Genomic DNA, 26563 nt, shown 5'->3' on the forward strand with positions numbered 1-26563 from the left:
ATGGGGCTCGTTTACCAGCATATCCGTATCGCGAATGCGGCTCGACCCGAGTTGGAAGAGGTCGATGCCAAAGCCTTGGTCGATTCGGGCGCGGCGGAACTGTGTATATCCCGCCTCATCCAGTTACAGCTGAAGTTGGAACCGTTGGAGCAGCGAGTTGTAACCTACGCAGACGGTCGCAAGGAGAACGTCGATTACGTTGGCCCGATACGGGTCGAGGTGTTCGGCCGGCACGCATATACCGGTGCCATGGTCGTTCCGGGTGATACGGTTCTTCTGGGCGCGGTACCGATGCAGGTGATGGACGTATTGATCGATCCTGCACGGCATCAACTGATCCCCAATCCCGACTATCCCAACGTTCCCGGCGCGCTTGCGATGGGCTTCAGGACCGACCCCGCATGACTTCATGGTTCACCGGCTTCGCGCCGTTCAGCGTCGCATGGACGATCGCGACGATCATCGACATCCTCGTCATCGCGTTGCCGCTGATGCTGGCGGTTGCGATGATCATCTACGCCGATCGCAAGATCTGGGCGGCGATGGCGCTGCGACGTGGGCCCAATGTCGTCGGGCCCTTCGGCCTGATGCAGAGCTTCGCCGACGGGCTTAAGGTGTTCTTGCAGGAGACGATCATCCCGACCGCGGCCAATCGCGGCCTGTTCCTGATGGCGCCGATCATCACCTTCACCGTCGCGCTGATCGTGTGGGCGGTGGTGCCCTTCTCCGGCGGTGCGGTGCTGGCGAACATCAACGTCGGGCTGCTGTACATCCTGGCCGCGTCGTCGCTCGGCGTCTACGGGATCATCCTCGCGGGCTGGGCGTCCAACTCCAAATACCCCTTCTTCTCCGCGATCCGCGCGGCGGCGCAGATGATCAGTTACGAGGTCGCGATCGGCTTTGTGCTGATCTCGGTCGTGCTGTGGTCGGGCAGCTTCAACCTGCGGACGATCGTGGAGGCGCAGCGGGGTCAGTGGTTCGGCGCAGTAAACGGTTTTGGATTCAACCCGTTGTTGTTTCCAATGGCGGTGGTGTTCCTGATTTCATCGCTTGCCGAAACGCAGCGCGCGCCGTTCGATATCGCGGAAGCGGAAAGTGAACTAGTTGCAGGGTATCAGACCGAATATAGCTCGATGAGTTTTGCCCTATATTGGTTGGGTGAGTATGCCAACGTCATTCTGATGTGTACGTTGAACGCGACGCTATTTTGGGGTGGTTACCTCGCCCCAATAAATATCCCCTTCCTTTTGTTTTTTCCGCACATTGTTGTTCCCGGCATCCTCTGGCTATTCGTGAAGATGCTGTTCTTCTTCTTCGTCTTTTCGTGGATCAAGGCGACGGTGCCGCGCTATCGCTACGACCAGTTGATGCGGCTTGGCTGGAAGATATTCCTGCCGCTGTCGCTGTTCTGGGTCTTCCTCGTCTCGGGCGTCCTGATGTGGATGCGCGTCGGAGTTTCCACATGAGTCCTGCACAGATCATCAAGTCGTTCACCTTGTGGGAGTTCGTGAAGGCGCACGCGCTGACGTTGCGATACTTCTTTAAGCCCAAGGCGACGATCAACTATCCGTTCGAGAAGAACCCGATCTCCCCCCGGTTCCGCGGCGAGCATGTGCTGCGACGCTATCCGAGCGGCGAGGAGCGGTGCATCGCGTGCAAGCTGTGCGAGGCGATATGCCCGGCGCTGGCGATCACGATCGAGTCCGAGCCGCGCGACGACGGCAGCCGCCGCACGACGCGCTACGACATCGACATGACCAAGTGCATCTTCTGCGGCCTGTGCCAGGAAGCGTGCCCGGTGGATGCGGTCGTGGAGAGCCCGAACCTCGATTATTCGACCGAGACGCGCGAGGAGCTGATCTACAACAAGCAGAAGCTGCTCGATAATGGCGATCGTTGGGAAAGCGTGGTCGCCGCGAACCTTGCCGCCGACGCGCCCTATCGCTAGGCGGCGCGGCATGGGGTGCGTGATGAGCTCGATATCAGTCATGCCAGCGAACGCTGGCATCGCCTCGCAAGCGGGGCACCGCCGGTCGCAAGAGATCCCGGCGTTCGCTGGATTGACAGCCAGAGGCGTGTGATGCAGGCGATCGCCTTCTACCTGTTCTCGATCATCGTGCTCGTGTCGGGCGCGCTCGTCATTACGTCGCGCAACCCGGTGCATGCCGTGCTGTGGCTGATCCTGGCGTTCTTCAACGCCGCCGGGCTGATGGTGCTGGTCGGCGCCGAGTTCATCGCGATGCTGCTCGTCATCGTCTACGTCGGCGCGGTCGCGGTGCTGTTCCTGTTCGTGGTGATGATGCTCGACGTCGAGTTCTCGACGTTGCGCGGGCGTGTGTCGGGCTATCTGCCGGTCGGATTGGTGCTCGCCGTCGCGCTGGCGGCGGAGGTGGTGATCGGCGTCAATGCCTATGATGCGGGCGGACTCCAGATCGCGCACCGTGCGGCGCCGATCGCTGGCGCGACGCCCAACATCCAGGCGCTCGGCAATATCCTCTACACTCGGTACCTGTTCGTGTTCGAGGCGGCGGGTCTCGTGCTGCTGGTCGCGATGGTCGGCGCGATCGTGCTGACCCACCGCCAGCGCGGCGGTGTCCGGCCGCAGAACGTCAGCCGCCAGGTTTCGCGCCGGCCGCAGGATGCGACGCGCAACGTCAACCAGCCCGTCGGTGAGGGAATCAAATTATGAGCCTCATCCGTCATCCCAGCGAACGCTGGGATCGCGTGCCGGTCAGCCGTTTGCTCTTTCAACGAGACCCCAGCGTACGCTGGGGTGACGACATGAGGACTGGTGCATGATCGGCCTCGTCCACTATCTCGTCGTCGCGGCGATCCTGTTCGCGCTCGGCGTGTTCGGGATCATCATCAATCGCAAGAACCTGATCGTCATGCTGATGGCGGTCGAGCTGATCCTGCTGGCGGTGAACCTGAACTTCGTGGCCTTCTCCGCCGCGCTGCACGATCTGGTCGGCCAGGTGTTTGCGATGTTCGTGCTGACCGTCGCGGCGGGTGAGGCGGCGATCGGGCTGGCGATCCTCGTCATCTATTTCCGCGGGCGCGGCACGATCGCGGTCGACGACGCCAGCCAGATGAAGGGATAAGGCGCGCGTGACCTCGATCCTGTTCATCGTCTTCCTGCCGCTGCTCGCCGCGATCGTCGCCGGGTTCGGCAACAAGTCGCTCGGCGCGGTGCCGGCCAAGGTCGTGACGACGGCGATGCTGTTCGTCGCGGCGGCGCTGAGCTGGGGCATCTTCGCAGGCTTCCTTGCCGGCTCGTCGCCCGCCACCGTCATACCCGTGCTGCACTGGATGACGTCGGGCGACTTCACCGTCGACTGGGCGCTGCGCGTCGATGCGCTCACCGCGGTGATGCTGGTCGTCATCACCAGCGTCTCGGCGCTCGTCCATCTGTATAGCTGGGGCTATATGGACGAGGATCCGGACCAGCCCCGGTTCTTCGCCTATCTGTCGCTGTTCACCTTCGCGATGCTGATGCTGGTGACGGCGGACAACCTCGTCCAGATGTTCTTCGGCTGGGAAGGCGTCGGACTCGCGAGCTATCTGCTGATCGGTTTCTGGTTCCGCAAGCCGTCCGCCAACGCCGCGGCGATCAAGGCGTTCGTCGTCAACCGCGTCGGCGACCTCGGCTTCATGACTGGCATCTTCGGCACGTTCCTGGTGTTCGGCACCGTCTCGATCCCGGCGATCCTCGCGGCCGCGCCGCACGTGGCGGGCCATTCGACGATCGGCTTCCTGTGGTTCCGCGCCGACACGATGACGGTGCTGTGCCTCCTCTTGTTCGTCGGTGCGATGGGCAAGTCCGCGCAGATCGGCCTCCACACCTGGCTGCCCGACGCGATGGAGGGGCCGACGCCGGTCTCCGCGCTGATCCACGCGGCGACGATGGTCACGGCGGGCGTGTTCATGGTGTGCCGCCTGTCGCCGATGTTCGAGACGAGCCACACCGCAATGACGGTGGTGCGCTTCGTGGGCGCGGCGACTTGCCTCTTCGCGGCCACGATCGGGCTGGTGCAGACCGACATCAAGCGCGTGATCGCCTATTCGACCTGTTCGCAGCTCGGCTACATGTTCTTCGCCGCGGGCGTCGGTGCCTATGGCGCGGCGATGTTCCACCTGTTCACCCACGCCTTCTTCAAGGCGCTGCTGTTTCTGGGCGCGGGCTCGGTCATCCACGCGATGCACCACGAGCAGGACATGCGCTATTACGGGGGTCTGCGGAAGAAGATCCCGATCACCTTCTGGACGATGATGGCCGGTACGCTGGCGATCACCGGCGTCGGCATACCGGGCGTGTTCGGCCTGCCTGAGATCGGCTTCGCGGGCTTCCATTCGAAGGACGCGATCATCGAGCTGTCCTACGCCGCCGGCCAGCCGGGTGCCTGGTTCGTCGGCGTGCTCGTCGCGTTGCTGACGAGCTTTTATTCATGGCGGCTGATGTTCCTGACCTTCTGGGGAACGCCGCGCTGGGCCGCGTCCGAGCATATTCAGCACGCGCTGCATGCCCATGACGATCATGGCCACGACCATTCGGAGGAGGGCCATGGCGCGCCGGTGCCGGAGGCGGAGGATGCGGGCGACGCACCCTCGATCCATGGCCCGGCGCAGCAGGACCTGCCGGCGGGCACCGGCGGCTATCATCCGCACGAGAGCCCATGGGTGATGACGGTGCCGCTGGTCCTGCTGTCGCTGGGGGCGGTGTTCGCCGGCTACCTCTTCCACACGACCTTCGTTGGCGAGGCTGCGGGCGCCGACTTCTGGCACGGCGCGATCGCGTTCAACCAGCGGCTGATGGCGTCGATCGAGGGCATTCCGCTGTTCGCCAAGCTCGGCGCGTTCGTCGCCATGCTGTTGGGGTTCACCGGTGCATGGCTCGCCTACATCCGCACGCCATCCTTGCCCTCGGCGGTGACGGAGCAGTTCGAGGTTGGTTACCGGTTTCTGCTCAACAAATGGTATTTCGACGAGCTGTACCAGCTGCTGTTCGTCCGCCCGGCCTTCGCGATCGGCCGGCTGTTGTGGCATCGCGGCGACGAGCAGACGATCGACCGCTTCGGGCCCAACGGCTCGGCCGCGGTGGTCGCGGCGACGAGCCGGCTCGCGGTGCGCTTTCAAAGCGGCTACCTCTACACCTATGCGTTCGTGATGCTTTTCGGGCTGACGGCGGCGCTCACTTGGGCAATCACGCGATGAGCGGCTTTCCGATCCTGTCCATGATGCTGCTCGTGCCCGCCGTCGGGGCGTTGGCCTGCCTGTTCGTATCGCCGCAGGTCGCGCGCTGGACGGCGCTGATCGCGACGCTGATCGACCTTGTCCTCGGTGTCGTGCTGTGGAGCGGGTATGACATCGGCGGCGCGCAATGGCAGTTTACCGAATATTCGCCGATCTTCGGCAGCTTCGCCTGGGCGCTCGGGATCGACGGGTTCGCGCTGATGCTCATCATGCTCAGCGTGTTCCTGATGCCGATCTGCATCGGCGCGAGCTGGAACGCGATCACCACCCGCGTGCCGGAATATATGGCCGCGTTCCTGCTGACCGAGACGCTGATGGTCGGCACGTTCGCGGCGCAGGACCTGTTCCTGTTCTACGTCTTCTTCGAGGCGGGACTGATCCCGATGTTCCTCATCATCGGCATCTGGGGCGGCGCGAACCGGATCTACGCGAGCTACAAGTTCTTCCTGTACACGCTGCTCGGCTCGATCGTGATGCTGATCGCGATGCTGTACATGGCGCATGATGCGGGCACGACGAGCATCCCGGTGTTGATGGCGCACGATTTCCCGCGCGGCGTGCAGCTATGGCTCTGGCTCGCCTTCTTCGCCTCGTTCGCGGTGAAGATGCCGATGTGGCCGGTCCACACCTGGCTGCCCGACGCGCACGTCCAGGCGCCGACCGCGGGATCGGTGATCCTGGCGGGTGTGTTGCTGAAGCTCGGCGGCTACGGCTTCCTGCGCTTCTCGCTGCCGATGTTCCCGGATGCGTCGTCGCGGCTGTTCCCGCTGATCTTCGTGCTGTCGGCGATCGCGGTGGTGTACACCAGCCTCGTCGCGCTGGTGCAGAACGACATGAAGAAGCTGATCGCCTATTCGTCGGTCGCGCACATGGCGATCGTCACGATCGGCCTGTTCGCCTTCAACCGGCAAGGCATCGACGGCGCGATGATGATGATGCTCAGCCACGGCCTCGTCTCGGGCGCGCTGTTCCTGTGCGTGGGCGTGATCTACGACCGGCTGCACACGCGTGAGATCGCGCGCTACGGCGGGCTGTCGATCACCATGCCGCATTATGCGATCTTCTTCCTGCTGTTCACGATGGCGTCGATCGGCCTGCCGGGCACCAGCGGCTTCGTTGCCGAGTTCCTGTCGCTGATGGGCAGCTATCAGCTCTCGACCTGGGCGGCGTTCATCTGCACCACGAGCATCATCCTGGGCGCAGGCTATATGTTGTATCTGTACCGGCGCGTCGTGTTCGGCGAGATCCGGTCCGACGAGGTTCGCGCGATGCCCGACGTCTCGCGGCGCGAGCTTGCGCTGCTGATCCCGATCGCGGCGGTCGTGATGTGGATGGGCATCTACCCTGAAAGTTTCATGGCCCCGATGCGGAAGGATAGTGCGACGCTGATCGCGCGGCTCGACCGCAGCCGGCCGACGGGCGACGCGTCGCCGACCGGGCGCCGCGTGGAGACGGCCGCCCTCGCCCGGCCCACCGTCGGCGGGGAGGCACGCTGATGGGCCTCGCTTCCCAGTTCGCGATGGTCCTGCCCGAAGAGGTGCTGTCGCTCGGCGCGATCGCGTTGATGCTGGTCAGCGCCTGGGGCGGTGCGGCATCGACACGGATCGTATCCTGGGCGGCAGTGGCGGTGCTCGCGGGCGCCAGCATCGCGCTGCTCGGGCCGGCGACCGGTGGCGGCGCGGCGTTCGGCGGCCTGATGCGCGCCGACGCGTTCGCCGGGTTCGCGAAGGTCGTGATCTTCTTCGCATCTGCAGCCGCCATATTGATGGCACCCGACTTCTTCGCGCGTACCGCGGGAGACGATCTGAAGCCCGAATATCCCGTGCTGATCCTGCTATCGGCGGCGGGCATGTCGATCATGGTGTCGGCGGGCGACCTGCTGACGCTGTACGTCGGCCTGGAGCTGCAGAGCCTCTCGTCCTACGTGCTGGCGAGCTTCATGCGGCGCGACCGGCGCTCGGCGGAGGCTGGACTCAAATATTTCGTGCTCGGCGCGCTGGCGAGCGGCATCCTGCTCTACGGCATCAGCCTGGTGTACGGGTTCGCGGGATCGACGCTGTTCGGGCAGATCGCCCAGTCGTTCGCCGCCGCGCCGCATGGCAGCGCGGCGTTCCTGGGGCTGACGATCGGGCTCGTGTTCGTCTTCGCGGGCCTTGCGTTCAAGATGTCGGCGGTGCCATTCCATATGTGGACGCCCGACGTGTATGAAGGTGCACCGACGCCTGTGACGGCGTTCTTCGCTTCCGCCCCCAAGATGGCGGCGATCGCCTTGGCGGTCCGCGTCGCAATGGTGGCGATGGGGCCGGCGGTCGGTGAATGGCGGCAGATCGTGATCTTCGCCAGCCTCGCGTCGATCCTGCTCGGTGCCGTGGCGGCGATCGGCCAGACCAACGTCAAGCGGCTGCTCGCCTATTCGTCGATCAACAACGTCGGCTTCGCGCTGATCGGTCTGGCGGCGGGAACGCCGCAGGGCGTCGCCTCGGTGCTGCTGTATCTGACGGTCTATATCTTCATGACGCTCGGCGCGTTCCTGGTGGTGCTCCAGATGCGCGGGCCGGATGGCGAGCCGATCGAGGACATCGCCAGCCTGTCCGGCCTGTCGCGCACGCGGCCGGGCCTGGCGCTCGCGATGGCGATGTTCATGTTCTCGCTCGCCGGCATCCCGCCGCTGCTCGGCTTCATGCCCAAGTTCGCGGTGTTCCAGGCGGCCACGAACGCAGGGCTGCTCGGCTTGGCGGTCGCGGGTGCGGTCGCCTCGGTGATCAGTGCCTATTATTACCTGCGCATGGTCAAGACGATGTATTTCGACGATCCGGCGCCCGCGTTCGCGCCGTCGAACAGTGCGGTCGAGGGCGGGATGATGGCGGTCGCGGCAGTGGCGGTATCGCCGCTCGGCTATCTGGCGCTCCCGCTGCTCTACGGGTGGAGCACGGCGGCGGCGCAGTCGCTGTTCTGAGGCGACGACGCTGACTGCGGTTCGTACCGTCCCGGTCGCGGGATCGACCAACGCCGACCTGATCGCCCTCGCTCGCGCGGGCGAGCCGGAGGGCGACTGGTTGCGTGCCGAACGCCAGGAGGCGGGGCGGGGGCGTCAGGGGCGTGCCTGGTCGTCTCCGCCCGGTAATCTCTATGCAAGCACGATCATCCGCCTGCGTCCGAGCGACCCGTCGGCACCTTCGCTTGCCTTAGTTGCCGCCGTCGCGTTGGCCGAGGCCATCATCGTCGCGAGCGCGGGCAGCCTGCCGATCGGGCGGGACGGCCTCATCGTCCGCTGGCCCAACGATCTGCTGGTGGATGGCGCGAAGCTGTCTGGCATCCTGCTCGAACGGACGGACGACGCCGTCGTGATCGGCTTCGGCGTCAACGTCGCTCACCATCCCGAGCTGGCGGATCGCCCGACGACCGATCTCAAGGCGATCGGCATCACGACGACGCCCGAGGCTCTGCTGGCGTTGCTGGTGGAGCGGCTGGCCGCCTGGCTGGAACGCTGGCGGGGCGAGGGCACCGGCGCCGTGCAGGCCCGTTGGCTGGCGCTCGCTCAGCCGATCGGGACTCCGCTCACGGCGCGCCTGCCGGACGGGACGATGGTCGAGGGCGTGTTCGACGGCCTGTCGATCGATGGCGCGCTGCGGCTTGGCTTGGCCGACGGGACGTGCCGTGTCATCCACGCCGCCGACCTCACCTCGCTCTGACGGACACCGCCGCCATGCTGCTCGCCATCGACGCCGGCAACACCAACATCGTCTTCGCGCTCGTGGACGACGAGACGATCAAGGCGCGCTGGCGGATCGCGACCGACGCGCGGCGGACCGCGGACGAATATGCGGTGTGGCTGAGCCAGTTGCTCCAGCTCGAAGGATTCGAGCGTGCCGCCGTCACCCGCGTCATCATCGCAACGGTGGTGCCGCGCGCGCTGCACAACCTTCAGACGCTCGCGCGCAAATATTTCGCCACGGAGCCGTTGATCGCCGGCGTCGCGCCCGCCCTATGGGGCATCGCGCTCGACATCGACGAGCCGCAGAGCCTGGGCGCCGATCGCGCGGTGACGGCCATCGCCGCGCATGCGCGCCACCCGGGCGATCTGATCCTGATCGATTTCGGCACCGCGACGACGATCGACTGGATCGATTATCGGGGCGCCTACAAGGGCGGGATCATCGCGCCCGGCATCAACCTGTCGCTCGACGCGCTCGTCAGCGCCGCCGCGAAACTGCCGCGGATCGCGATCGAGGCGCCCGCGACGACGTCGGTGATCGGCCGCAACACTGCCGATCAGATGTTGATCGGCATCTATTGGGGCTATGTCGCGCTCATCGAAGGATTGGTGGAGCGGATGCGCGGCGAGATCGGGCGACCCGCGACGGTGGTCGCCACCGGCGGCCTCGCCATCCTGTTCGAGGCACATACGAGCGTGTTCGACGTCGTGGAACCCGACCTGACGATCACGGGGCTGGCGATCCTGGCCGCGCGCGCCCATATATAGGCGGACATTTCTGCGGGCATCGCCCGCATCTTCCGCATCATTCCGCCCCACCGGGGCTTTCTGACCCGCAAAGCTGGGGCAATCACGCTAGGACATCAATGACTTCCAAGAACGAACTGCTCTTCTGCGCGCTCGGCGGCTCGGGCGAGATCGGCATGAACGTCAACCTGTACGGCTATGGCGGCAAGTGGGTGATGGTCGATTGCGGCATCACCTTCGCGGACGCGGCTTATCCCGGGATCGATGTGATCCTGCCCGACCTGCAATTCATCGAGGAGCGGCTGGACGACCTCGTCGGCATCGTCCTGACCCACGGGCATGAGGATCACATCGGCGCGCTGCCCTATCTCGCCGAAGATCTGGGCGTGCCGTTGTACGCGACGCCGTTCACCGCTGGCCTGATCCGCGGCAAGCTGGAAGAGGAGCGGATCGCCGATCGCGTGAAGCTGAGGATCGTCGAGACGGGCAAGCCGTTCAAGGTCGGCCCGTTCGACTTCACCATGGTGGCGATGTCGCATTCGATCCCCGAATCAAGCGCGCTCATCATCGACACGCCGGTGGGCCGGGTGTTCCATTCGGGCGACTGGAAGCTAGATGCCGCGCCGATCATCGGCAACCCCGCGAACGAGGCCGAGCTGACCGCGATCGGCGACGCCGGCATCGACGTGCTGATGTGCGATTCCACCAACATCTTCAACAAGAACGCGTCCGGCTCCGAGAGCGAGGTGCGAAAGGGGATCGAGGAGGTCGTGCGCGCCGCGCGCGGCCGCGTCCTGGTCACCAGTTTCGCCTCCAATGCCGCCCGGCTGTCGACGCTGGGCGAGGTGGCGCGCGACACCGGCCGCGCGATCTGCGTCACCGGCCGCTCGCTCGACCGTATCCTGAAGGTCGCCAAGGCGACGGGCTACCTCAAGGATTTCCCGGAGACGATCGATCCCGAGACGGCGATGCGCATGTCGCCGTCCAAGGTGCTGATCGTCGCCACCGGCGGCCAGGGCGAGGTGCGCGCGGCGCTGGCGCGGGTCGCGGACGGGTCGCACACGATCAAGCTGAGCCTGGGCGACACCGTGATCTTCTCGTCCAAGGAGATCCCGGGCAACGAGGTCGCAATCGGCCGTATCCAGAACATCCTGGCCGGCAAGGGCGTTCATATCGTCACCGAGCGTCAGGCTCCGGTCCATGTCTCGGGCCATCCGGGTCGCCCGGAACTCGCGGCACTGTACCGCTGGCTTCGGCCCGACCTGCTGATCCCCGTCCATGGCGAGATGCGCCACCTGACCGAGCATGCGCGGTTCGCGCGCAGCGAGGGGGTTCCCCAAGCGCTCGTGCAGACCAACGGCGATATCGTCCGGCTGCTGCCCGGCGATGCGGCGAAGGTCGGCGATGCGGCGGTCGGCCGGCTCGTCCTCGATGGCGACGTGATCCTGCCGGCGGACGGCACGACGATCAACGAACGGCGCAAGCTCGCGCTAAACGGCCAGATCTCGGTCGCGCTGGCGGTCGGCCGTGACGGTCGTCCCGTCGGCCAACCGCAAGTGCGATTGCAGGGCATACCAGTGGAAGAGGACCGCGAGCCGTTCATCGCCGACGTCGTCGAGGCGGTGGCGGAGGCCTCGCGTGGGCGGGACAAGGATCGGGTGCGGGAGAACATCCGCCAAGCCGTGCGCCGCGTCGCGACGCGCTGGACGGGCAAGAAGCCGATCGTCGACGTGCTGATCGTCGGCTAGGGGGTCTGCCATGCGGTGGACCTCGGCGGTGGCGATCTACTTCCTGTTCTGGGCGATGTCCGTCTTCCTCGTGCTGCCGTTCGGGGTACGCACGCACGAGGAGGCGGGCGCGCGCCGTGTACCGGGACAGGCGGACAGCGCCCCGCACGAGTTCCGCCCATGGCTGATCGCCCGGCGGGTGACGATCGTCGCCACGGTGCTGTTCGCGCTGTTCCTGCTGAATTATTACGCCGGCTGGATCACGCCCGAGATGTTCATGATAACCAACGTCTAGGTCAGCGCAGCCGCTCGATTGCCTGCGCCAGCGCGACGTACAGCTTGCCCATGTCCGACGACAGCAACGTCACGCCGAGCGGCGAGCCGTCGCGTTGCGCCAGGATCGTGCGCAGCATGGCCTCGAAATCATGGATGTAGCGGTTTACCTGGTCGCGGAAGTCCGGCCGGTCGTCGTACAGCCGCGCGATCGACCGCGCGTCGCCCGCGTCCAGCAGGCGGACGGCGCGGCGGGTGAAGACGCCGCGGTCGCCCTTCAGATAAGCGGCCCAAGCGCTGTCCGACACTTCGGGGGCGAAGCTGGCAGCGATGTCGATCGAGGCGGAGTTCAGCGACTCGATCAGCAGCGACACGCGTCGCGAGAAGCTGTCCCGGTCCGCGACCTCGCGTGCCGCCCGCGCATCCTCCAGCCGCGTCTCGACGAGCGCGGTCGCGTCGTCGAGTTCGCGCAGCCGTTCGGCGAGGCGGCCCGACGCGCGATCGGAGGCGGCGACCGCCGCGTCGGCGGCGGCGGTAATGGCGCTTACTTGCCGGTCGACCGTGCCGCCCGCCGCCCGCGCCAAGGCGGCGGCGCCCTCGGCCTCCAGATGGTCCGCCGCGTCGGCGATCACGGTCGTCAGCGTCGCGCGGGCCTTGTCCGCGGCGGCCGACGCGGTGTCGCGGACCCGCAGCATCGCCTCCACAAGCCGTGGCGCGGCCTCGTCGGCGAAGCGATTGGCGCGCGCGACCGTCTCGTCCACGACCATGCCGAGCGCGTCCGCCTTCGCGCGCCCGCTCGCCAGCGTGTCCAGCAGCGTCCCCGATAGTTGATCCACCGTCGCGCGCTGGCCGGCGATCACCTGCGCGATCGCCTCGATCGCGTCGTGGGTGCTTTCGGCGGCGGTGACGAGCGCCAGAAGCTCGGGCCGAGACTGGACGACGACGCGCTGGCTGGCGACGATCCGCGCGTCGAGCCGATCGAGCGCGTCGGGCAGCGTCTCGTCGACCTCGCGCGTCGCGGCGTCCAGCGCGGTCAGCAGCGTCTCCGCCGTGCCGATCGCGCGCCCGGCCATTGCGTCGCCGGTCCGCAGCGCCTCGGTCATCGCATCCGCCGAGCCGCCCAGCGCGCTGATCGACGCGGCGAGCAGCTGCGACCGGTCGACACCCTGGGCATGCAGCCGATCGAGTCGATCGCCGACGCGCGCGATCCCGCTTTCCAGGCCATCGACCAGCTCTTCGCCAGCTCCGCGCTGCGCATCGAGACGCCGTGCGATCCGCTCGATCACCAGCTCGATCACCTCGACCCGGGCAGCCAGCGCTTCCGCGCTCTCGCGCGCGGCCTGGTCAAGCGTGTGCTGGTGCGTGCGGACCATCGCCAGCATCGCGTCGCCCTGCGCCTCGATCCCGCGGCGGGACTGGTCGACGGCATCGGCGGTGCGCCCGAGCAGCGCGTCGACCGAGGCCGCCATCGCGGAGGTCACCGCCTCCAGCCGTGCGCCGGCCGTCTCGCCGGTCGCCTCCATCCGCTCGATATGCGCCGCCAGCCGCCGCGCCGCGCCATCGGCGAGGTCGTCCGCCGCCTGGCCGCGCACCGCGAGCGCCGCGACCTGAGCGTCGAGGGCGGCGACCTGGTGGCTCGTGTCCGCGCTGATCCGGTCGAGCCGTTCGGCCGCCTCCGCGATCTCGGCCCGTGCGCGCGGCAACGTGGCGAGCAGGACGCCCAGTCGCGCCTGAGCCTCACCGGTCGCACTGGCGAGCGAGGCGGAATGGGTGTTGGCCTCGGCGATCTCCTCAGCGAACCCGCGCCCTACCGACGCCAACCGGTCGGCGGTGCCGTCGCCGATCGCGGCCAGCGCGTCGGCCTGTTCGGCGAGCTTGATGCGGCTGGTGTCGATGGTGGCCGCAAGCGTCGCGACGGTCCGCTCCAGGCTCGCCGCTTCCGCGCGCATCGCGGCCGCCGTATCGCCGAACCCGCGCGCCTCCGCCAGGCTGCTCCGGCGCAGGACCAGCCAGCCGATGCCGACCAGCGCCGGCACGGTCGCGAGCGCGGCCACGAACTCGACCACGCCTGCGCCATCCATCCGCGCGAGCGCGTCCTGCGCCGCCCAGAGCGCCACGCCGATCCACGCCAGGACGCCAAGCCCAACGGCGGCGGGCGCGACCCACGGCGTTCGATTCGGCGTGTCGGACCATGACGCCGACCACGGCTCGTCGCGGTCGGGCGCGAGCATCGTGTGCGCGGCGAGATCGAGCGGTCGTCCGTCGTCGCGGGCGCCGTCCTGCCCGGTGCCGTCCGGCTCCACGCGCCAGTCCCTGATTGACGAACCCCCGTTCATGGCGGGGGGTGTATCATGTTTCCCGCCAACCGGAAGCGGCAGATCGTAACCTCGTCTTCACCTTCCGCTTCCTACCATGCGCCATGGCCTATGATCCCGGTGCGATCGATGCGACGTTGGCGGCGGCCGTCGGGGACGAGCCGGCGCTGATCGCGGAGTTGCGCCTGGCGTTCCTGGAGAGCGCGCATCGCGCGTTCGCCGCACTGGAGGCTGCCCACGACGACGAGGCGTGGCGTGTGGCCGCATCGCGGCTCAAGGGCCTCGCCGCGAGCTTCGGCGCGGTGCGGCTTATGGCGCTGGCCGGCCTGGCGAGCGAGGCGCCGTCGTCGCCTGACATGCTGCGCAAGATCGCCCGCGCCATCGATCGCCTGTAGAGCGGCTTTCCGACGGACGCGGGACAGGCTTTGCCAAGCCGCCCGGCCTTCCCTAAGCCCCGCCGATGCTCGCGGGCCTCCTCTTCGCCACTCATGAGGCGATCGATCGCCCCGGAACGCTGACGGCGACGTTGCCGCTCGGCGGCACCACGCTGATCGAGGCGCAGGCGCGGATGCTCGTCGAGCTCGGCGCGTCGCAGATCGTCGTCCTGGTCGCGCGCGTCACGCCCGAGCTGCTCGGCGCGCTGGGACGGATCGGCCGGCGCGGCGTCGCGGTCGATCCGGTGCGCTCGGCGGCGGAAGCGGCGGAGAAGCTGCATCCCCTGTCGCGCGTGCTGGTCCTGGCGGACGGCCTCATCAGCTCGGCGGGCATGATCGCGCCGCTGGCGGGCGAGGGCGGCGACGCGCTGCTGGTGGTGGAGGCGGACACGGCGCCCGCGGGGTTCGAGCGGGTCGGCGGCAACGCCGCCTGGGCGGGTGTCGCGCGGCTCGATCCGGCGCGGGTCGCCGAGGCGGCACGGCTGCCGGCCGACTACGACATCCAGTCGGCGCTGGTCCGCGTCGCGTCCCAGGCACAGGCGGCACACATGCTGCTCGCCCGCGGCGGGCTGGCGGACGGGCACGGGATCGAGCATCGCGCGGCGGCGATCGGCGCGCATGGCCGGGCGCTGCTCGCCGCCAGCGTCGCGCACCGCACCGCCTGGTTCGACCGCTGGCTGGTGGCACCGCTCGCCCGCCGAGCGCTGCCGACGCTGGTCGAACGCGAAGCGCCGACGATCTCGCTGGTCGTCGGCGCGGTGGCGCTGGGGCTGGGCGGGGTCGGCGCGCTGCTCGCGGGCTGGCCGACGTTCGGGCTCCTGCTGTTGCTGGCGGCGATCTTCCCGCTGTCGCTGGGCGCGACGCTGTCGCGGTTGCGCGAGGAGGACGGCCTCGCGGTCGGTCAGGAGGGTGCGGCGGCGGTGCTCGCGGCATGCGGCGCGATCCTGCTCGGGCGAGGGTTGGCCGGTGCCGGTCCGACCAACACACTGGTCGTAGCGCTGGGGCTTGTGGTGCTCGCGGGCCTTGGCGAGCGTGCGGCACTGCCACGGTTGCGGCGGCGCGGGTGGGGAACGCCCGCCGCCTATCTCGCCGTCCTCGCGCTGTTCACCGTGGCCGGGCATCCGGTACTGGGCCTGGCGGTGGCCGCCTGCTATGCCGCCGCGACGGTGGCCGCCGCCGTCGAGGCGCTTCGCCGTCAGGCTTAGCTTGCCTTTAACGACGACGCGGTAGGGCGTGCCTATGTCGGCCTATTTCCAGTCCCCTGATCCGTCTGCCGACGCGGCCGACGCGCTGCTGCGGGCCGGGACGGCGGCGATGGCGCGGGCCGGCGACCACGAGCGTGGCGTGCTGCGCGACCTTGCCATGCCCGATGACCATCGGCTCGACGAGCAGACTGTAGCCCGCCTTCGCCAGCGTCTCGCGGTCGCAGTCGCGCCGGTCGAGCGGGGGCTGCGGCTCGGCGCGGCGGCCCGGCTGGCGGCGATGCAGGCGCGTGATGCGGCCGAGCGGCTGCTCGACGATGCCGAGCCGGTGTCCGCCCGACTGACTGTCCTCGCGGCCGACGACGACGCGGCGATCCTGATCGAACTGCTGGCGGTCCTCCGGCTTGAGATGCTGGCGCAGTCGCTTCCCGCTGCCGCGACGTCTGGCGCGGACCGTCCCAGCCTTCTCGTCCGCCTCGCGACCTGTCCCGAGCCGGCGATCGCGGCGGCGGCGGCGGCAATGCTGGCGGCGCAGAACCGGCAGTCACCGTCGGCACCGCCCCCACTCGCGGCGGCGATGCGCGAGCAGATCGTCTGGTGGGCGGCGGCGCTGCTTCGTGATCGCCTGGGCGACGATCCCCGGCACGACCATGCGCTTGTCGAGGCGGCGGCCGAGGTCATGGCAGAACTGCCCGCCGACAGGTCGCCCGCCGAGGCGGCGACGGACCTGGCGGCGCTGCTGCGTGCGCGACCCGACGAGCTTCCGGCGTTGTTGCTGGAGGCGCTGGGCGATCGGCAGCCGGTGCTGTTCGTCGCGCTTCTGGCGCAGGCGAGCGGGCTGGACTTCGACGCCGCGCGATCGGCGGTGATCGATCCGGCCGGCGATCGGCTATGGCTGCTGCTCCGCGCGCAGGACCTCGATCGGACGACCATCGCGCGGATCGGCGTCGCGCTGGCGGATGCGGACCCACGTCGCGACCTCGATCGGTTCGCCACCGCGCTGGACGCGGCAATGGCGATCGCGCCCGAACGCGCGGCGCACGTGTTCGCCATCGCCATCCTGCCGGTACCCTATCGCGACGCGCGTGCCGCGCTGGCGGCGCTTCGATGATCGAGCGGGGCACCGTCCGCGCCGCGATCGATCGCGAGGGCTTGCTGGTGGGCGCGGACGAGGCGCTACTGGCGCTCAACGCGCGGGCGGGCGGCGCGATCGGGCGCCCGATCGCCGTCAACCAGATCGCGACGCTCGCGCGGCTGGCGGGCCGGCTCGGCGTGCTGATCTCCCGCGGGGTGACGGTCGCGGACGGCGATGCCGATCTCGACCTGTGGGTCCGTGCCCAGCCCGGTGCGGACGGCGTGGCGTTGACGATCGCCGACTGGCGAGAGCGTCAGCCATGGCGCCAGATGCTGCGCGCATCGGGCGGGCCGGGCCGGGTCGAGACGCTGCTCGTCGGCGGCGACGGACGATTCGAGACGGACGCGGCGATGCGGTTGACGGCGGTGTCGCCCGAGGCGGGCGAGCGGTTCGGCTTCGATCCGGCCGCGTCGCTCGGACGCCCGTTCACGCACTTGTTCCGGCTGACGGAGGATGCCGCTGGCGACCTGCCGGTGCTCGCCGCGCTTGCGCAACGCCAGGGGTTTGCGGGCCAACGCGCGACCGTGCGCGGCCTCGAACGACCGGTGGTGCTGTCGGCCGAAGCCAGGCTCGACTCCGCGGGCGCCTTTGCCGGGTTCGCAGGCACGATCACCGCCGATCCGGTCGCGCCCGACGCGGCGAGCCTGACGGAGGCGTTCAGCAGTCGCCTGGATACCGTGCTGCGGCGACCGTTGGGGTTGATCGTCGCCAACGCTGACTCGATCCATGCGCAGGCGGAGGGGCCGTTGCGCGCCGACTATGTCGATTATGCCGCCGACATCGCCAGCGCCGGCCGCCACCTGATTGGGCTGATCGACGATCTGGCCGATCTTCAGGCGATCGAGCGGCCCGATTTCACGATCCTGCCCGAGCCGCTCGATCTCGCCGACGTCGCGCGCCGTGCCGCCGGCCTGCTGGGGGTCCGCGCCGCCGATGCGGGCGTGCGCATCGACCGGCCCGCGCCCGACGAGATGCTGCCCGCGACGGGCGAGTTCCGGCGTGCGTTGCAGGTGCTCGTCAACCTCGTCGGGAACGCCGTGCGCTATTCGCCGGAGGCCGGGACGGTATGGGTCCGGGTCGAGCGGGATGCCGGTCATGCGATCGTCGTGGTGGCGGACCAAGGCAAGGGGATCGCGGCGGAGGATCAGGCGCGCATCTTCGAGAAGTTCGAGCGGGTCGATCGGTCCGAGCCGGGCGGCAGCGGCATCGGCCTGTACATCGCCCGCCGGCTCGCGCGCGCGATGGGCGGTGACCTGGTGGTGGACAGCGCGCCGGCGCAGGGCGCGCGCTTCGTCTTCTCGCTGCCCTCCGCCTAGTCCCAGGTCAGCGTCGGACCAGTCGCCCGCCCGCCACCCAGAGCCCGATTCCCGCCACCGCCAGCAATGCGCCGCGGACCGCCCAGGGCCGCTCGTCCAGCATGAAGCTGGACGCGGGCCAGTGGATCAGCCCCAGTCCCTGCCCGACCCACAACAGCCCCATGGCGACCATCAGGACGGCCACGATGCGGACGGCGGCGGCAAGCGCCTGCATCAGCGCGATGCGACCGGCGCGTATGCGCGCTGCGTCGGCCCCGTGTAGAGCTGGCGCGGGCGGCCGATCTTCTGATCGGGATCGGTGATCATCTCGTTCCATTGTGCCACCCATCCCACGGTACGGGCCAGAGCGAAGAGAACGGTGAACATCGACGTTGGGAAGCCCATCGCCGACAGGATCACGCCCGAATAGAAGTCCACGTTCGGGAACAGTTTCTTCTCGCGGAAATAATCGTCGTTCAGCGCCATTTCTTCGAGCTGGAGGGCGACGTCGAAGACGGGGTCCGTGACCTGCATCTCCTTGAACACCTCGCGCACCGTCTGCTGCATCACCGTCGCGCGGGGATCGTAGTTCTTGTACACGCGGTGGCCAAAGCCCATCAGGCGGAACGGATCGTTCTTGTCCTTGGCGCGCGCGATGAACTCGGGGATACGGTCGGGCGTGCCGATTTCGTACAGCATGTTGAGCGCCGCCTCGTTCGCGCCGCCATGCGCCGGGCCCCACAAGCAGGCGATGCCCGCCGCCATGCACGCGAACGGGTTCGCGCCCGACGAGCCCGCGAGCCGAACCGTGGAGGTCGACGCGTTCTGCTCGTGATCGGCGTGCAGGATGAAGATCCGGTCGAGCGCCTTCTCGATCACCGGGCTCACCTCATAAGGCTCGGCCGGAACGCCGAACGTCATGCGCAGGAAATTGCCCGTGTAGGACAGCGAATTGTCCGGATAGAGGAACGGCTGGCCGACACTGTACTTGTACGCCATCGCCGCGATCGTCGGCATCTTGGCGATCAGGCGATGCGATGCGATCGTGCGCTGCTGCGGATCGTGGATGTCGGTCGAGTCGTGGTAGAAGGCGGACAGTGCGCCGACGACGCCGCACATGATCGCCATCGGATGCGCGTCACGACGAAAGCCGCGGAAGAACGTCGCGAGCTGCTCGTGCACCATCGTGTGGCGCGTGATAGTGTAGCGGAACTGCTCGAACTCCTGCGACGTCGGCAGCTCGCCGTTCAGGAGCAGATAGGCGACCTCCATGAAGCTCGACTTCTCGGCCAGTTCGCCGATCGCATAGCCGCGATGGAGCAGCACGCCCTCGTCGCCGTCGATATATGTCAGATTGGACTGGCAGCTCGCAGTCGAGGTGAAGCCGGGATCGTAGGTGAAGGCATCGGTCTGCGCATAGAACTTGCGGATATCGACCACGTCGGGCCCGACGCTGCCCTTGAGCACCGGATAGTCTAGCTGCTTGTCACCCAGGGAAAGCTTCATCGTGTCGCTCATCTCTTGTTGTCCTTCCCGTCAGGCGGCCATGCGGTCCGCGATGCGGCCCAGGCTTTCACTCCGCCCGAGCAGTTCCAGCACGTCGAAGATGCCGGGTGAGGTCCGCCGGCCGGTCAACGCCGCTCGAAGCGGCTGCGCGACCTGTCCCAGCTTAACGCCTGCCTCCTCGGCCACGCTCCTCACCGCACCGTCGAGATGCCCCGTATCCCAACGCTCCACCGCGTCAAGCGCCGCATGAGCGCGCGCGAGAAGCGATCGCGCATCGCCGGCGAGCAGCGACTCGGCGTCGGGCTCGATCGCCACCGGCCGGGCGGCGTCGAGGAAGCGTGCGCCCTCTGCCAGATCGTTGAGGTTCGCCGCGCGGACCTTGAGCACCGCCATCGCACGGGTGAGCAGATCGAACGCCGCGCCGCCGACGGCATGGCCGAGCCGCGGCGCGACCAGCGCCGCCAGCCGCGCGTCGTCCGCCTCGCGCAGATAGTGCCCGTTGAGGTTTTCGAGCTTCTTGAGGTCGAAGCGGGACGGGCCCTTGCCGACGTCGGCGATGTCGAACCACTGCGTCGCCTGCGCGCGGCTGATGATCTCGTCGTCGCCATGGCCCCAGCCGAGCCGAACGAGGTAATTGTCCAGCGCTTCGGGCAGGATGCCCATCTCGTCGCGATACGCCTCGATCCCGACCGCGCCGTGGCGCTTCGACAGCTTGGCACCGTCGCTGCCGTGGATCAGCGGGATGTGCGCGTAGACGGGATCGGGCCAGCCGGCATCGCCTGCCTTCCGGGCGACCTGATCCATTGCGCGGATGATCGGCAACTGGCGGAACGCGTTGTTGAGATGGTCGTCACCGCGGATCACATGGCTGACGCCCATGTCGTGATCGTCGACCACCACCGCGAGCATGTAGGTTGGCGTGCCGTCCGAGCGGAGCAGCACGAGGTCGTCGAGCTCGGCATTCTGGACGGTGACGTCGCCCTGGACCAGATCGGGGATCGTCGTCGCCCCCTCGCGCGGCGCGCGCAGCCGGATGACGTAGGGTGCGTCGGCGGGCGCCTCTTCGGGCGGGCGATCGCGCCAGCGCGCGTCATAGCGGATCGGCTGCCCCGCCGCGCGCTGGCTGTCGCGCAGGTTCGTCAGTTCCTCGGGCGTCGCATAGCAGCGATAGGCGTGGCCGTGCTCCACGAGCGTCCGGGCGACCTCGGCATGCCGCGCGGCGCGGGCGAACTGGTGGACCGCCTCGCCGTCCCAATCGAGGCCGAGCCAGCGCATCCCGTCGATGATCGCGTCGATCGCGGGCTGCGTCGATCGCGCGCGATCGGTATCCTCGATCCGCAGCAGGAAGCGCCCGCCGTGGTGCCGTGCGAACAGCCAGTTGAACAGCGCGGTGCGCGCGCCGCCCAGGTGCAGGAAGCCGGTGGGCGAGGGCGCGAAACGGGTCACGACTTGTTGCCCGGCGACTTCGCCGAATGGCTGTTGTCCAGCGACGCCGCGGGATGGCGTGCCGACGTTATCTGTTGCGCTCAACCGCGCTCGCTCCCAAGCTGCGGATCGTGATGGCCACGATCGCCGGCTTCGCCTCTAGCATGCGGCCCCGGCGCCTTCAAACCGGCGTGGCAGCGGCGTATGTCGACGTGCGAAGCGCAGTGGAGCGGTGGCTGGAGGCAGAGCGGGACCAGTTGCCATTGTGGCTGCCGGTGATGCTGGGACTGGGCGTGACGGCGTGGTTCGCGCTCCCGCACGTCGTGCAGTGGATCGCGGTGATGTTGGCGGGCCTTGCATTGGCGGCGGGGGCGCTGGCGATCGGGCGCGGCGGACGTGCGGGGGCGGCGCTCGCGGTGGCTGGCGTCGCGATCGCACTGGGCGTGGCGCTCGCCTGGTGGCGGGCGGAGCGGGTCGCGCAGCCGGTGCTGGCGCGGACGGCGGTGGTGTCGCTGCGCGCCCGTGTCGACCGTGTCGAGCCGCTGCCCGCGCGCGAGTTGGTCCGGCTGCGGCTCGCGCCGATCAAGCTCCTGCCGCGGGCCGATCCGGGCACTCCGCAAAGCCGGCATGGCCGTCCGGAGACGCTGGTCGTCCTGCCCCCGCACATCCGATCCGCGTCAACGTCGCCGTGGCGGACGTGCCTGCGGGCCTGTCGCGCGGTGCGATCCTGGAACTCGGCGTCCGGCTGATGCCGCCGCAGGGCGCGGGCGTGCCGGGCGCCTATGACTATTCGCGGCTCGCCTGGTTCGACGGCATCGGGGCGAGCGGCAAGGCGTTCGCGCCGGTCAAGCTGCTGAGCAAGCCCACAGATGCCGACGATGGACCACGCGTGCGCCTCACCCGCCACATCGAGGCGGCGCTGGCTGGCAGCGACGGCGGTGTGGCGGCAGCGTTCGTCACCGGCGACGTGGGCGCGATCAGCCTCGACGATTCCGACGCGATGCGGCGCGCGGGGCTTGCGCATCTGCTGTCGATCAGCGGCCTGCATATCACCGCGGCCGTCGCAGCGACGATGCTGCTCGTCAAACGCCTGCTCGCGCTTAGCCGGCGGCTGGCGCTGAGCGGTCTCGTGCCGGTTATGGCGGCGGGTGCGGGCGCGTTCGCGGCGATCGGCTACACCTGGCTCAGCGGCGCGGAGGTGCCGACGATTCGATCCTGCGTCGCGTCGCTGCTGGTGCTCGCCGCGCTGGCGCTGGGCCGGGAGGCGGTGACGCTGCGGCTGGTGTCGGCGGGGGCGACGATCGTGCTGCTGTTGTGGCCGGAGTCGCTCGCCGGACCGAGCTTCCAGCTGTCGTTCGCCGCGGTCACCGCGATCGTCGCGCTGCACGAGCATCCGCGCGCACGGGCGTGGTTCCTCAAGCGGGACGAGGGCTGGGGATGGAAGGCGGTGCGCGAGTTTGCGTCGCTGCTCGCGACCGGGCTACTGGTCGAACTCGCGCTGATGCCGATCGCGGTGTACCATTTCCACAAGGCCGGCGTGTACGGCGCGTTCGCCAACATCGTCGCCATACCGCTGTCGACCTTCGTCATCATGCCCGCGGAAGCGCTGGCGCTGGTGTTCGACGTCGTGGGACTCGGCGCGCCGTTCTGGTGGGCGACGGGGCGGGCGGTGGCGCTGCTGCTGTGGATCGCCCGCACCGTCGCGCACATGCCCGGCGCGGTGACGGTGTTGCCGACGATGCCTGACGCCGCGTTCGCGCTGATGGTTGTTGGCGGCCTATGGCTCGCGCTGTGGCGGACGCGGTGGCGGCGGCTTGGACTTGCGCCGCTGGCCATCGGGGCGGCCTGGGCGTTGCTGACACCGCCGCCGGACCTGCTGGTCACCGGCGACGGGCGCCACGTCGCGATCCGCACGCCGACGGGCATCGCGTTCCTGCGTGACCGGGTGAGCGACTATACGCAGGACATGCTGACCGTGAACGCCGGGTTCGAGGGTACACCGGGCCTGTTGTCCGAACAGTCCGATGCAAGATGCAGCCCCGATTTGTGCCTGGCCACGCGTACGACGGGTGGGCGGCAATGGCGCATCCTGGCGACGCGCAGCGGCTACAACCTGCCCGCACCCGACCTGACGACCCTTTGCGGGCAGGTCGACATCGTCGTCAGCGACAGGCGGCTGCCCAAGAAGTGCCTGCCCCGGTGGCTGCTGCTGACGCCCAAGATGCTGTCGCGGACCGGCGGCCTCGCGCTGACGCTATCGAACGGCCGAATGCAGACCGTACTCACACCGGGTGACGAGCACCCTTGGGCCTTGGCGCGCTCGGTCGCCCGGCCTGCCTTTAGTCGTAGCGGCGGAGCAGGCCGGAGAGCTTACCCTGCACACGCACCTGGGAAGGAGCATAGCGCTGGGGATCGTAGGAGCGATTGGCGGGATCGAGACGGATCATCGCGCCCTCGCGACGGAAGTATTTGAGCGTCGCCTCCGCCTCGTCGATCAGCGCTACGACGATCTCGCCGTCGCGCGCCGTCTCGGTGCGGCGGATCAGCGCATAGTCGCCGTCCAGGATGCCGGCCTCGACCATCGAGTCGCCCGACACCTCCAGTGCGTAATGCTCGCCTGAACCAAGCAAAGCGGCGGGGACGGGCAGGGTGGCCTGACCCTCGAATGCCTCGATCGGCATGCCCGCGGCGATCCGGCCGTGCAGCGGGATCTCCACCACGTCGTTGGCGGGCTGAAGCGGCGGCTGCGGCGTGGACACGGGCGCAGGCTTCGCCGTACGCGCAGTCACCACCTTCTTGTCCGGACGGTCGGGCATGCGCAGCACTTCAAGGGCGCGGGCGCGGTTGGGCAGGCGGCGAATGAACGCGCGCTCCTCGAGCGCGGAGATCAGGCGATGCACGCCGGACTTTGACTTGAGCTCCAGCGCCTCGCGCATCTCCTCGAACGAGGGCGACACGCCGGTTGCGCGCAACCGATCGTCGATGAAGCACACCAGATCGTGCTGCTTGCGAGTGAGCATCGCGGGTTCTCCGTCCGAACAGACGAGGAACGACTAAGGAACGTATCGGATCAAGTCAAGCGATCATGAGGACTTCTGCCGAGTCGCCGGCCATGGCCGGCGCCGCTCCCGCCGGACGGACCACGAGACAGTCCGCTCGTGCCAGCGCTTGCAGCATCGAGCTGTCCTGCAACCCCGTCGAGAACACCAACCCGTCGCGCAGCTCGGCGCGGACATAGTCCTGCCGGCCGCCGTTGGCTGCCAGCGGCTCGCCCAGCGTCGCGCGGGTCGTGCGGGGCAGCGGATCGGCGGCATGCGACAGGTGAGCGATCAACGGCTTGAGGAACAGCAGCGTCGTCACGAACACCGACACGGGATTGCCCGGCAGGCCGACGACCGTCCCGTCGCCCAACCGGCCCGCGATCATCGGCTTGCCGGGCCGAAGCGCGACCCGCCAGAAATCGAGACTGCCGCCCGCCGCCTCCAGCGCGGGCCGGACGAGGTCGTGATCGCCGACCGACGCGCCGCCGGTGGTGACGAGCACGTCCACATCGGCACCGGCGAAGGCGTCGCGCAACGCGTCCAGCCGGTCGGGCAGGATGCCGATGTCGACGATGTCGACCGGCAGATCGGTCAGCAGCGCGCGCAGCATCGTCGTGTTGGACTCAGGGAGTGACAGGGCGTCGATCGCGCTCCCCGGCGGCACCAGCTCGTCCCCCGTCGCCGCCAGCGCGACCCGGACGCGCCGCGCGACCGCCAGCGCGCCATGGCCGCCCGTCGCCGCCAGCGCCAGCCGCGCCGCCGTCAGCCGCTCGCCGCGCGCGATCAGCCGGTCGCCCTCGGTGAAGTCGAGCCCGCGCCGCCGCGTGTTGCGGGCGAGTGCGAGCGGGCCCTCGCCGGCGAGCAGCACGTGGTCACCATCGCGCGCCGCTTCCTCCTGCACCAGCACCGTGTCGGCGCCATCGGGCATTGCGGCGCCGGTGAAGATGCGCGCGCACTCGCCCGGGCCGATCGGGCCCGCGAACGGGCGCCCGGCGGCGCTCTCGCCGACCATCGTCCAGGGGCCGGGCAGGTCGGCGAAGCGGATCGCATAGCCGTCCATCGCCGACAGCGTCGCCGCCGGCTGGGTGCGCCGCGCATGGACGTCCCCGGCCGCCCAGCGGCCGATCGCCTGCGCCAGCGGGACGTTCTCGACGGGAAGCGGCGCGGCCAGCGCGAACAACCGCGCCTGCGCCTCGAGAATGGAAAGAAGGCTCATCGTCTGCGTCGACTACGAACTGCGGGACCGCGCGGCAACGTCCGGTGTTAGAACGAGACGGGTTCGATAGGGAGGATCAATGGCGACACTGAAGGTCTTCCGGACCCCGATTGGCTTCCACGATGCCTATGTCGCCGCGCCCAGCCGCAAGGCCGCGCTGGCGGCGTGGGGCTCGGACGCGGACCTTTTCGCGCGCGGGATCGCAGAGGAGGTGACCGATCCCGCGCTGACTGCCGACGTGCTCGCGACACCGGGGACGGTCATCCGCCGCTCGCGCGGGACGGTGGCCGAACAGCTCGCCGCGCTGCCGCCCGATCCGCCACGCGCGAAGCGGGCACCGGCTGACGGCGGGATCGAACCCGCGCGTCCCCGCACGCCGCCGCGTCGAGGAGCGACATCGACGAGGACCGCGAAGCCCACGTCCGCGCCGAAACCGCCCCGTCCGCCCAAGCCGAGCCCGGATGCGATCGACGTCGCCGAGGCGGCGCTGGCCGAAGCGTCGCGCCGCCACCGTGCCGCGCTCGCCGACCTGGCCGACCGCGAGAAACGTCTGGCCCGCGAGCGCCGCGACCTCACGCAGGCGCAGGCGGACGAGGCGGCGGCGCTGAACCAGGCGCGCGACACGGCGCGAGCGTCGTACGACGCGGCCCTGCGCCGCTGGCGCCGCTGGCGCGGGTGGGAGACCGACGCCGATCGCTGACGGCACCCGGGTGGGAGCAGGCGATCCTACCGCTGGCTGGCATCCTCCGCGGCATCCAGATGATCGAGGTTGGCGGCGGGGTCTGCAGGCTGGGCCATGCGGGAGGCTTCGGGATCGGGGCGGGACGGGAGGAGCGGGTTGTCGCGGCGCTGCTCCTCCAGAAGGCCGATCACCTTGGCGATCTTCTTCTCGCTCAACATCGCGATGTGCAGCGTCAGCCGGGCGCGCCGCTCGGCGAGTTCCTCCTCATGCCGCTGCGTCGTCAGGATCAGCAGCGCCACCAGCAGCGCCGCGATCGTGGCGATGAAGTCCAGGTCGGGAAAGGGAAACTCCTCCAGCGCGCGCGATCCCACAAAGCGCGCGGCGGTGTTGCCGATCGTCCAGGCGATCACCAGGGTGACGATCACCGCCAGCGACCCCGGCCGGCTGAGCCCGGCCGTCAGGCGGTTGGCGAAGCGCTGTACCGGCCCGGTCCGTTCCTGGTGCCGCTCGTACAGCAGCGCGAGCTGCGCGACCGACGCCTCCGTCTCGTCGCGGTCGGGTTCGGAGCGGGGCTTGGGTTGGGATTCGGTGGACGCCATT

General features: G+C 68.9%; 26 protein-coding genes and 1 pseudogene. 19 read left to right on the plus strand and 8 right to left on the minus strand.

Features of this window, described 5'->3' with window-relative positions:
* Positions 1-405 (plus strand): hypothetical protein, encoded by a 405-nt coding sequence (locus ACFE65_RS02840; RefSeq protein ID WP_375380825.1) that lies wholly within the window; start codon positions 1-3, stop codon positions 403-405.
* Here ACFE65_RS02840 and ACFE65_RS02845 read toward each other — a convergent pair.
* Positions 386-514 carry a hypothetical protein gene (locus ACFE65_RS02845; RefSeq protein WP_375380940.1) on the minus strand — a complete coding sequence of 43 codons (129 nt, stop codon included), beginning with the start codon at positions 512-514 and terminating at the stop codon, positions 386-388. The two genes, ACFE65_RS02840 and ACFE65_RS02845, sit on opposite strands and share 20 nt — an antisense overlap.
* Between ACFE65_RS02845 and nuoH the strand changes: the two genes are divergently transcribed.
* From nuoH to ACFE65_RS02900, 11 genes are all read left to right on the plus strand, one after another.
* On the plus strand, positions 462-1466 hold the full coding sequence (gene nuoH / locus ACFE65_RS02850) for an NADH-quinone oxidoreductase subunit NuoH (protein WP_375380937.1): 1005 nt from the start codon (positions 462-464) through the stop codon (positions 1464-1466). The genes ACFE65_RS02845 and nuoH overlap by 53 nt on opposite strands.
* Positions 1463-1948: an NADH-quinone oxidoreductase subunit NuoI gene (nuoI, locus tag ACFE65_RS02855; RefSeq protein WP_375380826.1), complete on the plus strand. Its 486-nt coding sequence runs from the start codon at positions 1463-1465 to the stop codon at positions 1946-1948. The genes nuoH and nuoI overlap by 4 nt, the downstream gene beginning before the upstream one ends.
* A 132-nt stretch (positions 1949-2080) precedes the next feature.
* Positions 2081-2689, plus strand: coding sequence for an NADH-quinone oxidoreductase subunit J (locus tag ACFE65_RS02860; protein ID WP_375380827.1), 609 nt, complete (start codon positions 2081-2083; stop codon positions 2687-2689).
* 106 nt (positions 2690-2795) lie between these two features.
* On the plus strand, positions 2796-3101 hold the full coding sequence (gene nuoK, locus ACFE65_RS02865; RefSeq protein WP_375380828.1) for an NADH-quinone oxidoreductase subunit NuoK: 306 nt from the start codon (positions 2796-2798) through the stop codon (positions 3099-3101).
* Positions 3102-3108: 7 nt separating this feature from the next.
* The gene (gene nuoL / locus ACFE65_RS02870; RefSeq protein ID WP_375380829.1) at positions 3109-5211 is read left to right on the plus strand and encodes an NADH-quinone oxidoreductase subunit L; all 2103 of its coding nucleotides are present in this window, start codon (positions 3109-3111) and stop codon (positions 5209-5211) included.
* On the plus strand, positions 5208-6746 hold the full coding sequence (locus ACFE65_RS02875; RefSeq protein ID WP_375380830.1) for an NADH-quinone oxidoreductase subunit M: 1539 nt from the start codon (positions 5208-5210) through the stop codon (positions 6744-6746). The genes nuoL and ACFE65_RS02875 overlap by 4 nt, the downstream gene beginning before the upstream one ends.
* Positions 6746-8206, plus strand: coding sequence for an NADH-quinone oxidoreductase subunit NuoN (gene nuoN / locus ACFE65_RS02880; protein WP_375380831.1), 1461 nt, complete (start codon positions 6746-6748; stop codon positions 8204-8206). The genes ACFE65_RS02875 and nuoN overlap by 1 nt, the downstream gene beginning before the upstream one ends.
* Before the next feature lie 10 nt (positions 8207-8216).
* The gene (locus tag ACFE65_RS02885; RefSeq protein ID WP_375380938.1) at positions 8217-8942 is read left to right on the plus strand and encodes a biotin--[acetyl-CoA-carboxylase] ligase; all 726 of its coding nucleotides are present in this window, start codon (positions 8217-8219) and stop codon (positions 8940-8942) included.
* Between the two features lie 14 nt (positions 8943-8956).
* Positions 8957-9733, plus strand: coding sequence for a type III pantothenate kinase (locus ACFE65_RS02890; RefSeq protein WP_375380832.1), 777 nt, complete (start codon positions 8957-8959; stop codon positions 9731-9733).
* Positions 9734-9831: 98 nt separating this feature from the next.
* Positions 9832-11460 (plus strand): ribonuclease J, encoded by a 1629-nt coding sequence (locus ACFE65_RS02895; protein WP_375380833.1) that lies wholly within the window; start codon positions 9832-9834, stop codon positions 11458-11460.
* Between the two features lie 10 nt (positions 11461-11470).
* A complete protein-coding gene (locus ACFE65_RS02900; RefSeq protein WP_375380834.1) occupies positions 11471-11734 on the plus strand; it encodes a DUF1467 family protein in 264 nt (87 codons plus the stop codon).
* A 1-nt stretch (position 11735) separates the two neighbouring features.
* Here the strand turns inward: ACFE65_RS02900 and ACFE65_RS02905 are convergent, their stop codons facing one another.
* Positions 11736-14048: a hypothetical protein gene (locus ACFE65_RS02905; RefSeq protein ID WP_375380835.1), complete on the minus strand. Its 2313-nt coding sequence runs from the start codon at positions 14046-14048 to the stop codon at positions 11736-11738.
* A gap of 83 nt (positions 14049-14131) precedes the next feature.
* Between ACFE65_RS02905 and ACFE65_RS02910 the strand changes: the two genes are divergently transcribed.
* The 4 genes from ACFE65_RS02910 (at position 14132) to ACFE65_RS02925 (ending at position 18114) form a co-directional block, all read left to right on the plus strand.
* Entirely contained in the window at positions 14132-14422 is a 291-nt protein-coding gene (locus ACFE65_RS02910; RefSeq protein ID WP_375380836.1) for an Hpt domain-containing protein, read from the plus strand.
* Positions 14423-14487: 65 nt separating this feature from the next.
* Positions 14488-15666 carry a hypothetical protein gene (locus ACFE65_RS02915; protein WP_375380837.1) on the plus strand — a complete coding sequence of 393 codons (1179 nt, stop codon included), beginning with the start codon at positions 14488-14490 and terminating at the stop codon, positions 15664-15666.
* A gap of 34 nt (positions 15667-15700) precedes the next feature.
* Positions 15701-16774 (plus strand): DUF2336 domain-containing protein, encoded by a 1074-nt coding sequence (locus ACFE65_RS02920; RefSeq protein ID WP_375380838.1) that lies wholly within the window; start codon positions 15701-15703, stop codon positions 16772-16774.
* Entirely contained in the window at positions 16771-18114 is a 1344-nt protein-coding gene (locus ACFE65_RS02925; RefSeq protein WP_375380839.1) for a sensor histidine kinase, read from the plus strand. The genes ACFE65_RS02920 and ACFE65_RS02925 overlap by 4 nt, the downstream gene beginning before the upstream one ends.
* Positions 18115-18121: 7 nt before the next feature.
* Here ACFE65_RS02925 and ACFE65_RS02930 read toward each other — a convergent pair whose 3' ends face one another.
* Genes ACFE65_RS02930 through gltX form a run of 3 tightly spaced genes read right to left on the minus strand, consistent with a single transcriptional unit; the run spans position 18122 to position 21045 of the window.
* A complete protein-coding gene (locus ACFE65_RS02930; protein ID WP_375380840.1) occupies positions 18122-18328 on the minus strand; it encodes a hypothetical protein in 207 nt (68 codons plus the stop codon).
* Positions 18328-19611: a citrate synthase gene (locus ACFE65_RS02935; RefSeq protein ID WP_375380841.1), complete on the minus strand. Its 1284-nt coding sequence runs from the start codon at positions 19609-19611 to the stop codon at positions 18328-18330. Before ACFE65_RS02935 ends, ACFE65_RS02930 begins: the two co-directional genes overlap by 1 nt.
* Before the next feature lie 18 nt (positions 19612-19629).
* The gene (gene gltX / locus ACFE65_RS02940) at positions 19630-21045 is read right to left on the minus strand and encodes a glutamate--tRNA ligase (RefSeq protein WP_375380842.1); all 1416 of its coding nucleotides are present in this window, start codon (positions 21043-21045) and stop codon (positions 19630-19632) included.
* A gap of 143 nt (positions 21046-21188) precedes the next feature.
* On the opposite strand from gltX, the gene ACFE65_RS02945 reads away from it, so the two are divergent.
* Positions 21189-21773: a hypothetical protein gene (locus ACFE65_RS02945; RefSeq protein WP_375380843.1), complete on the plus strand. Its 585-nt coding sequence runs from the start codon at positions 21189-21191 to the stop codon at positions 21771-21773.
* A gap of 251 nt (positions 21774-22024) precedes the next feature.
* Positions 22025-22768, plus strand: a pseudogene (locus ACFE65_RS02950) (ComEC/Rec2 family competence protein); the annotation flags it as partial.
* 595 nt (positions 22769-23363) lie between these two features.
* Here ACFE65_RS02950 and lexA read toward each other — a convergent pair.
* Both lexA and ACFE65_RS02960 read right to left on the minus strand, forming a co-directional pair.
* On the minus strand, positions 23364-24044 hold the full coding sequence (lexA, locus tag ACFE65_RS02955; protein ID WP_375380844.1) for a transcriptional repressor LexA: 681 nt from the start codon (positions 24042-24044) through the stop codon (positions 23364-23366).
* A 55-nt stretch (positions 24045-24099) separates the two neighbouring features.
* The gene (locus ACFE65_RS02960) at positions 24100-25281 is read right to left on the minus strand and encodes a molybdopterin molybdotransferase MoeA (protein ID WP_375380845.1); all 1182 of its coding nucleotides are present in this window, start codon (positions 25279-25281) and stop codon (positions 24100-24102) included.
* Positions 25282-25360: 79 nt separating this feature from the next.
* Between ACFE65_RS02960 and ACFE65_RS02965 the strand changes: the two genes are divergently transcribed.
* Positions 25361-25981, plus strand: coding sequence for a hypothetical protein (locus tag ACFE65_RS02965; protein ID WP_375380846.1), 621 nt, complete (start codon positions 25361-25363; stop codon positions 25979-25981).
* Positions 25982-26007: 26 nt separating this feature from the next.
* Here the strand turns inward: ACFE65_RS02965 and ACFE65_RS02970 are convergent, their stop codons facing one another.
* The gene (locus ACFE65_RS02970) at positions 26008-26562 is read right to left on the minus strand and encodes a DUF1003 domain-containing protein (RefSeq protein ID WP_375380847.1); all 555 of its coding nucleotides are present in this window, start codon (positions 26560-26562) and stop codon (positions 26008-26010) included.
* Position 26563: the final 1 nt, after the last annotated feature.

Origin of the sequence: uncultured Sphingomonas sp., assembly GCF_964237335.1 — a bacterium.
In the GTDB taxonomy this organism is placed as follows: Bacteria; Pseudomonadota; Alphaproteobacteria; order Sphingomonadales; family Sphingomonadaceae; genus Sphingomonas.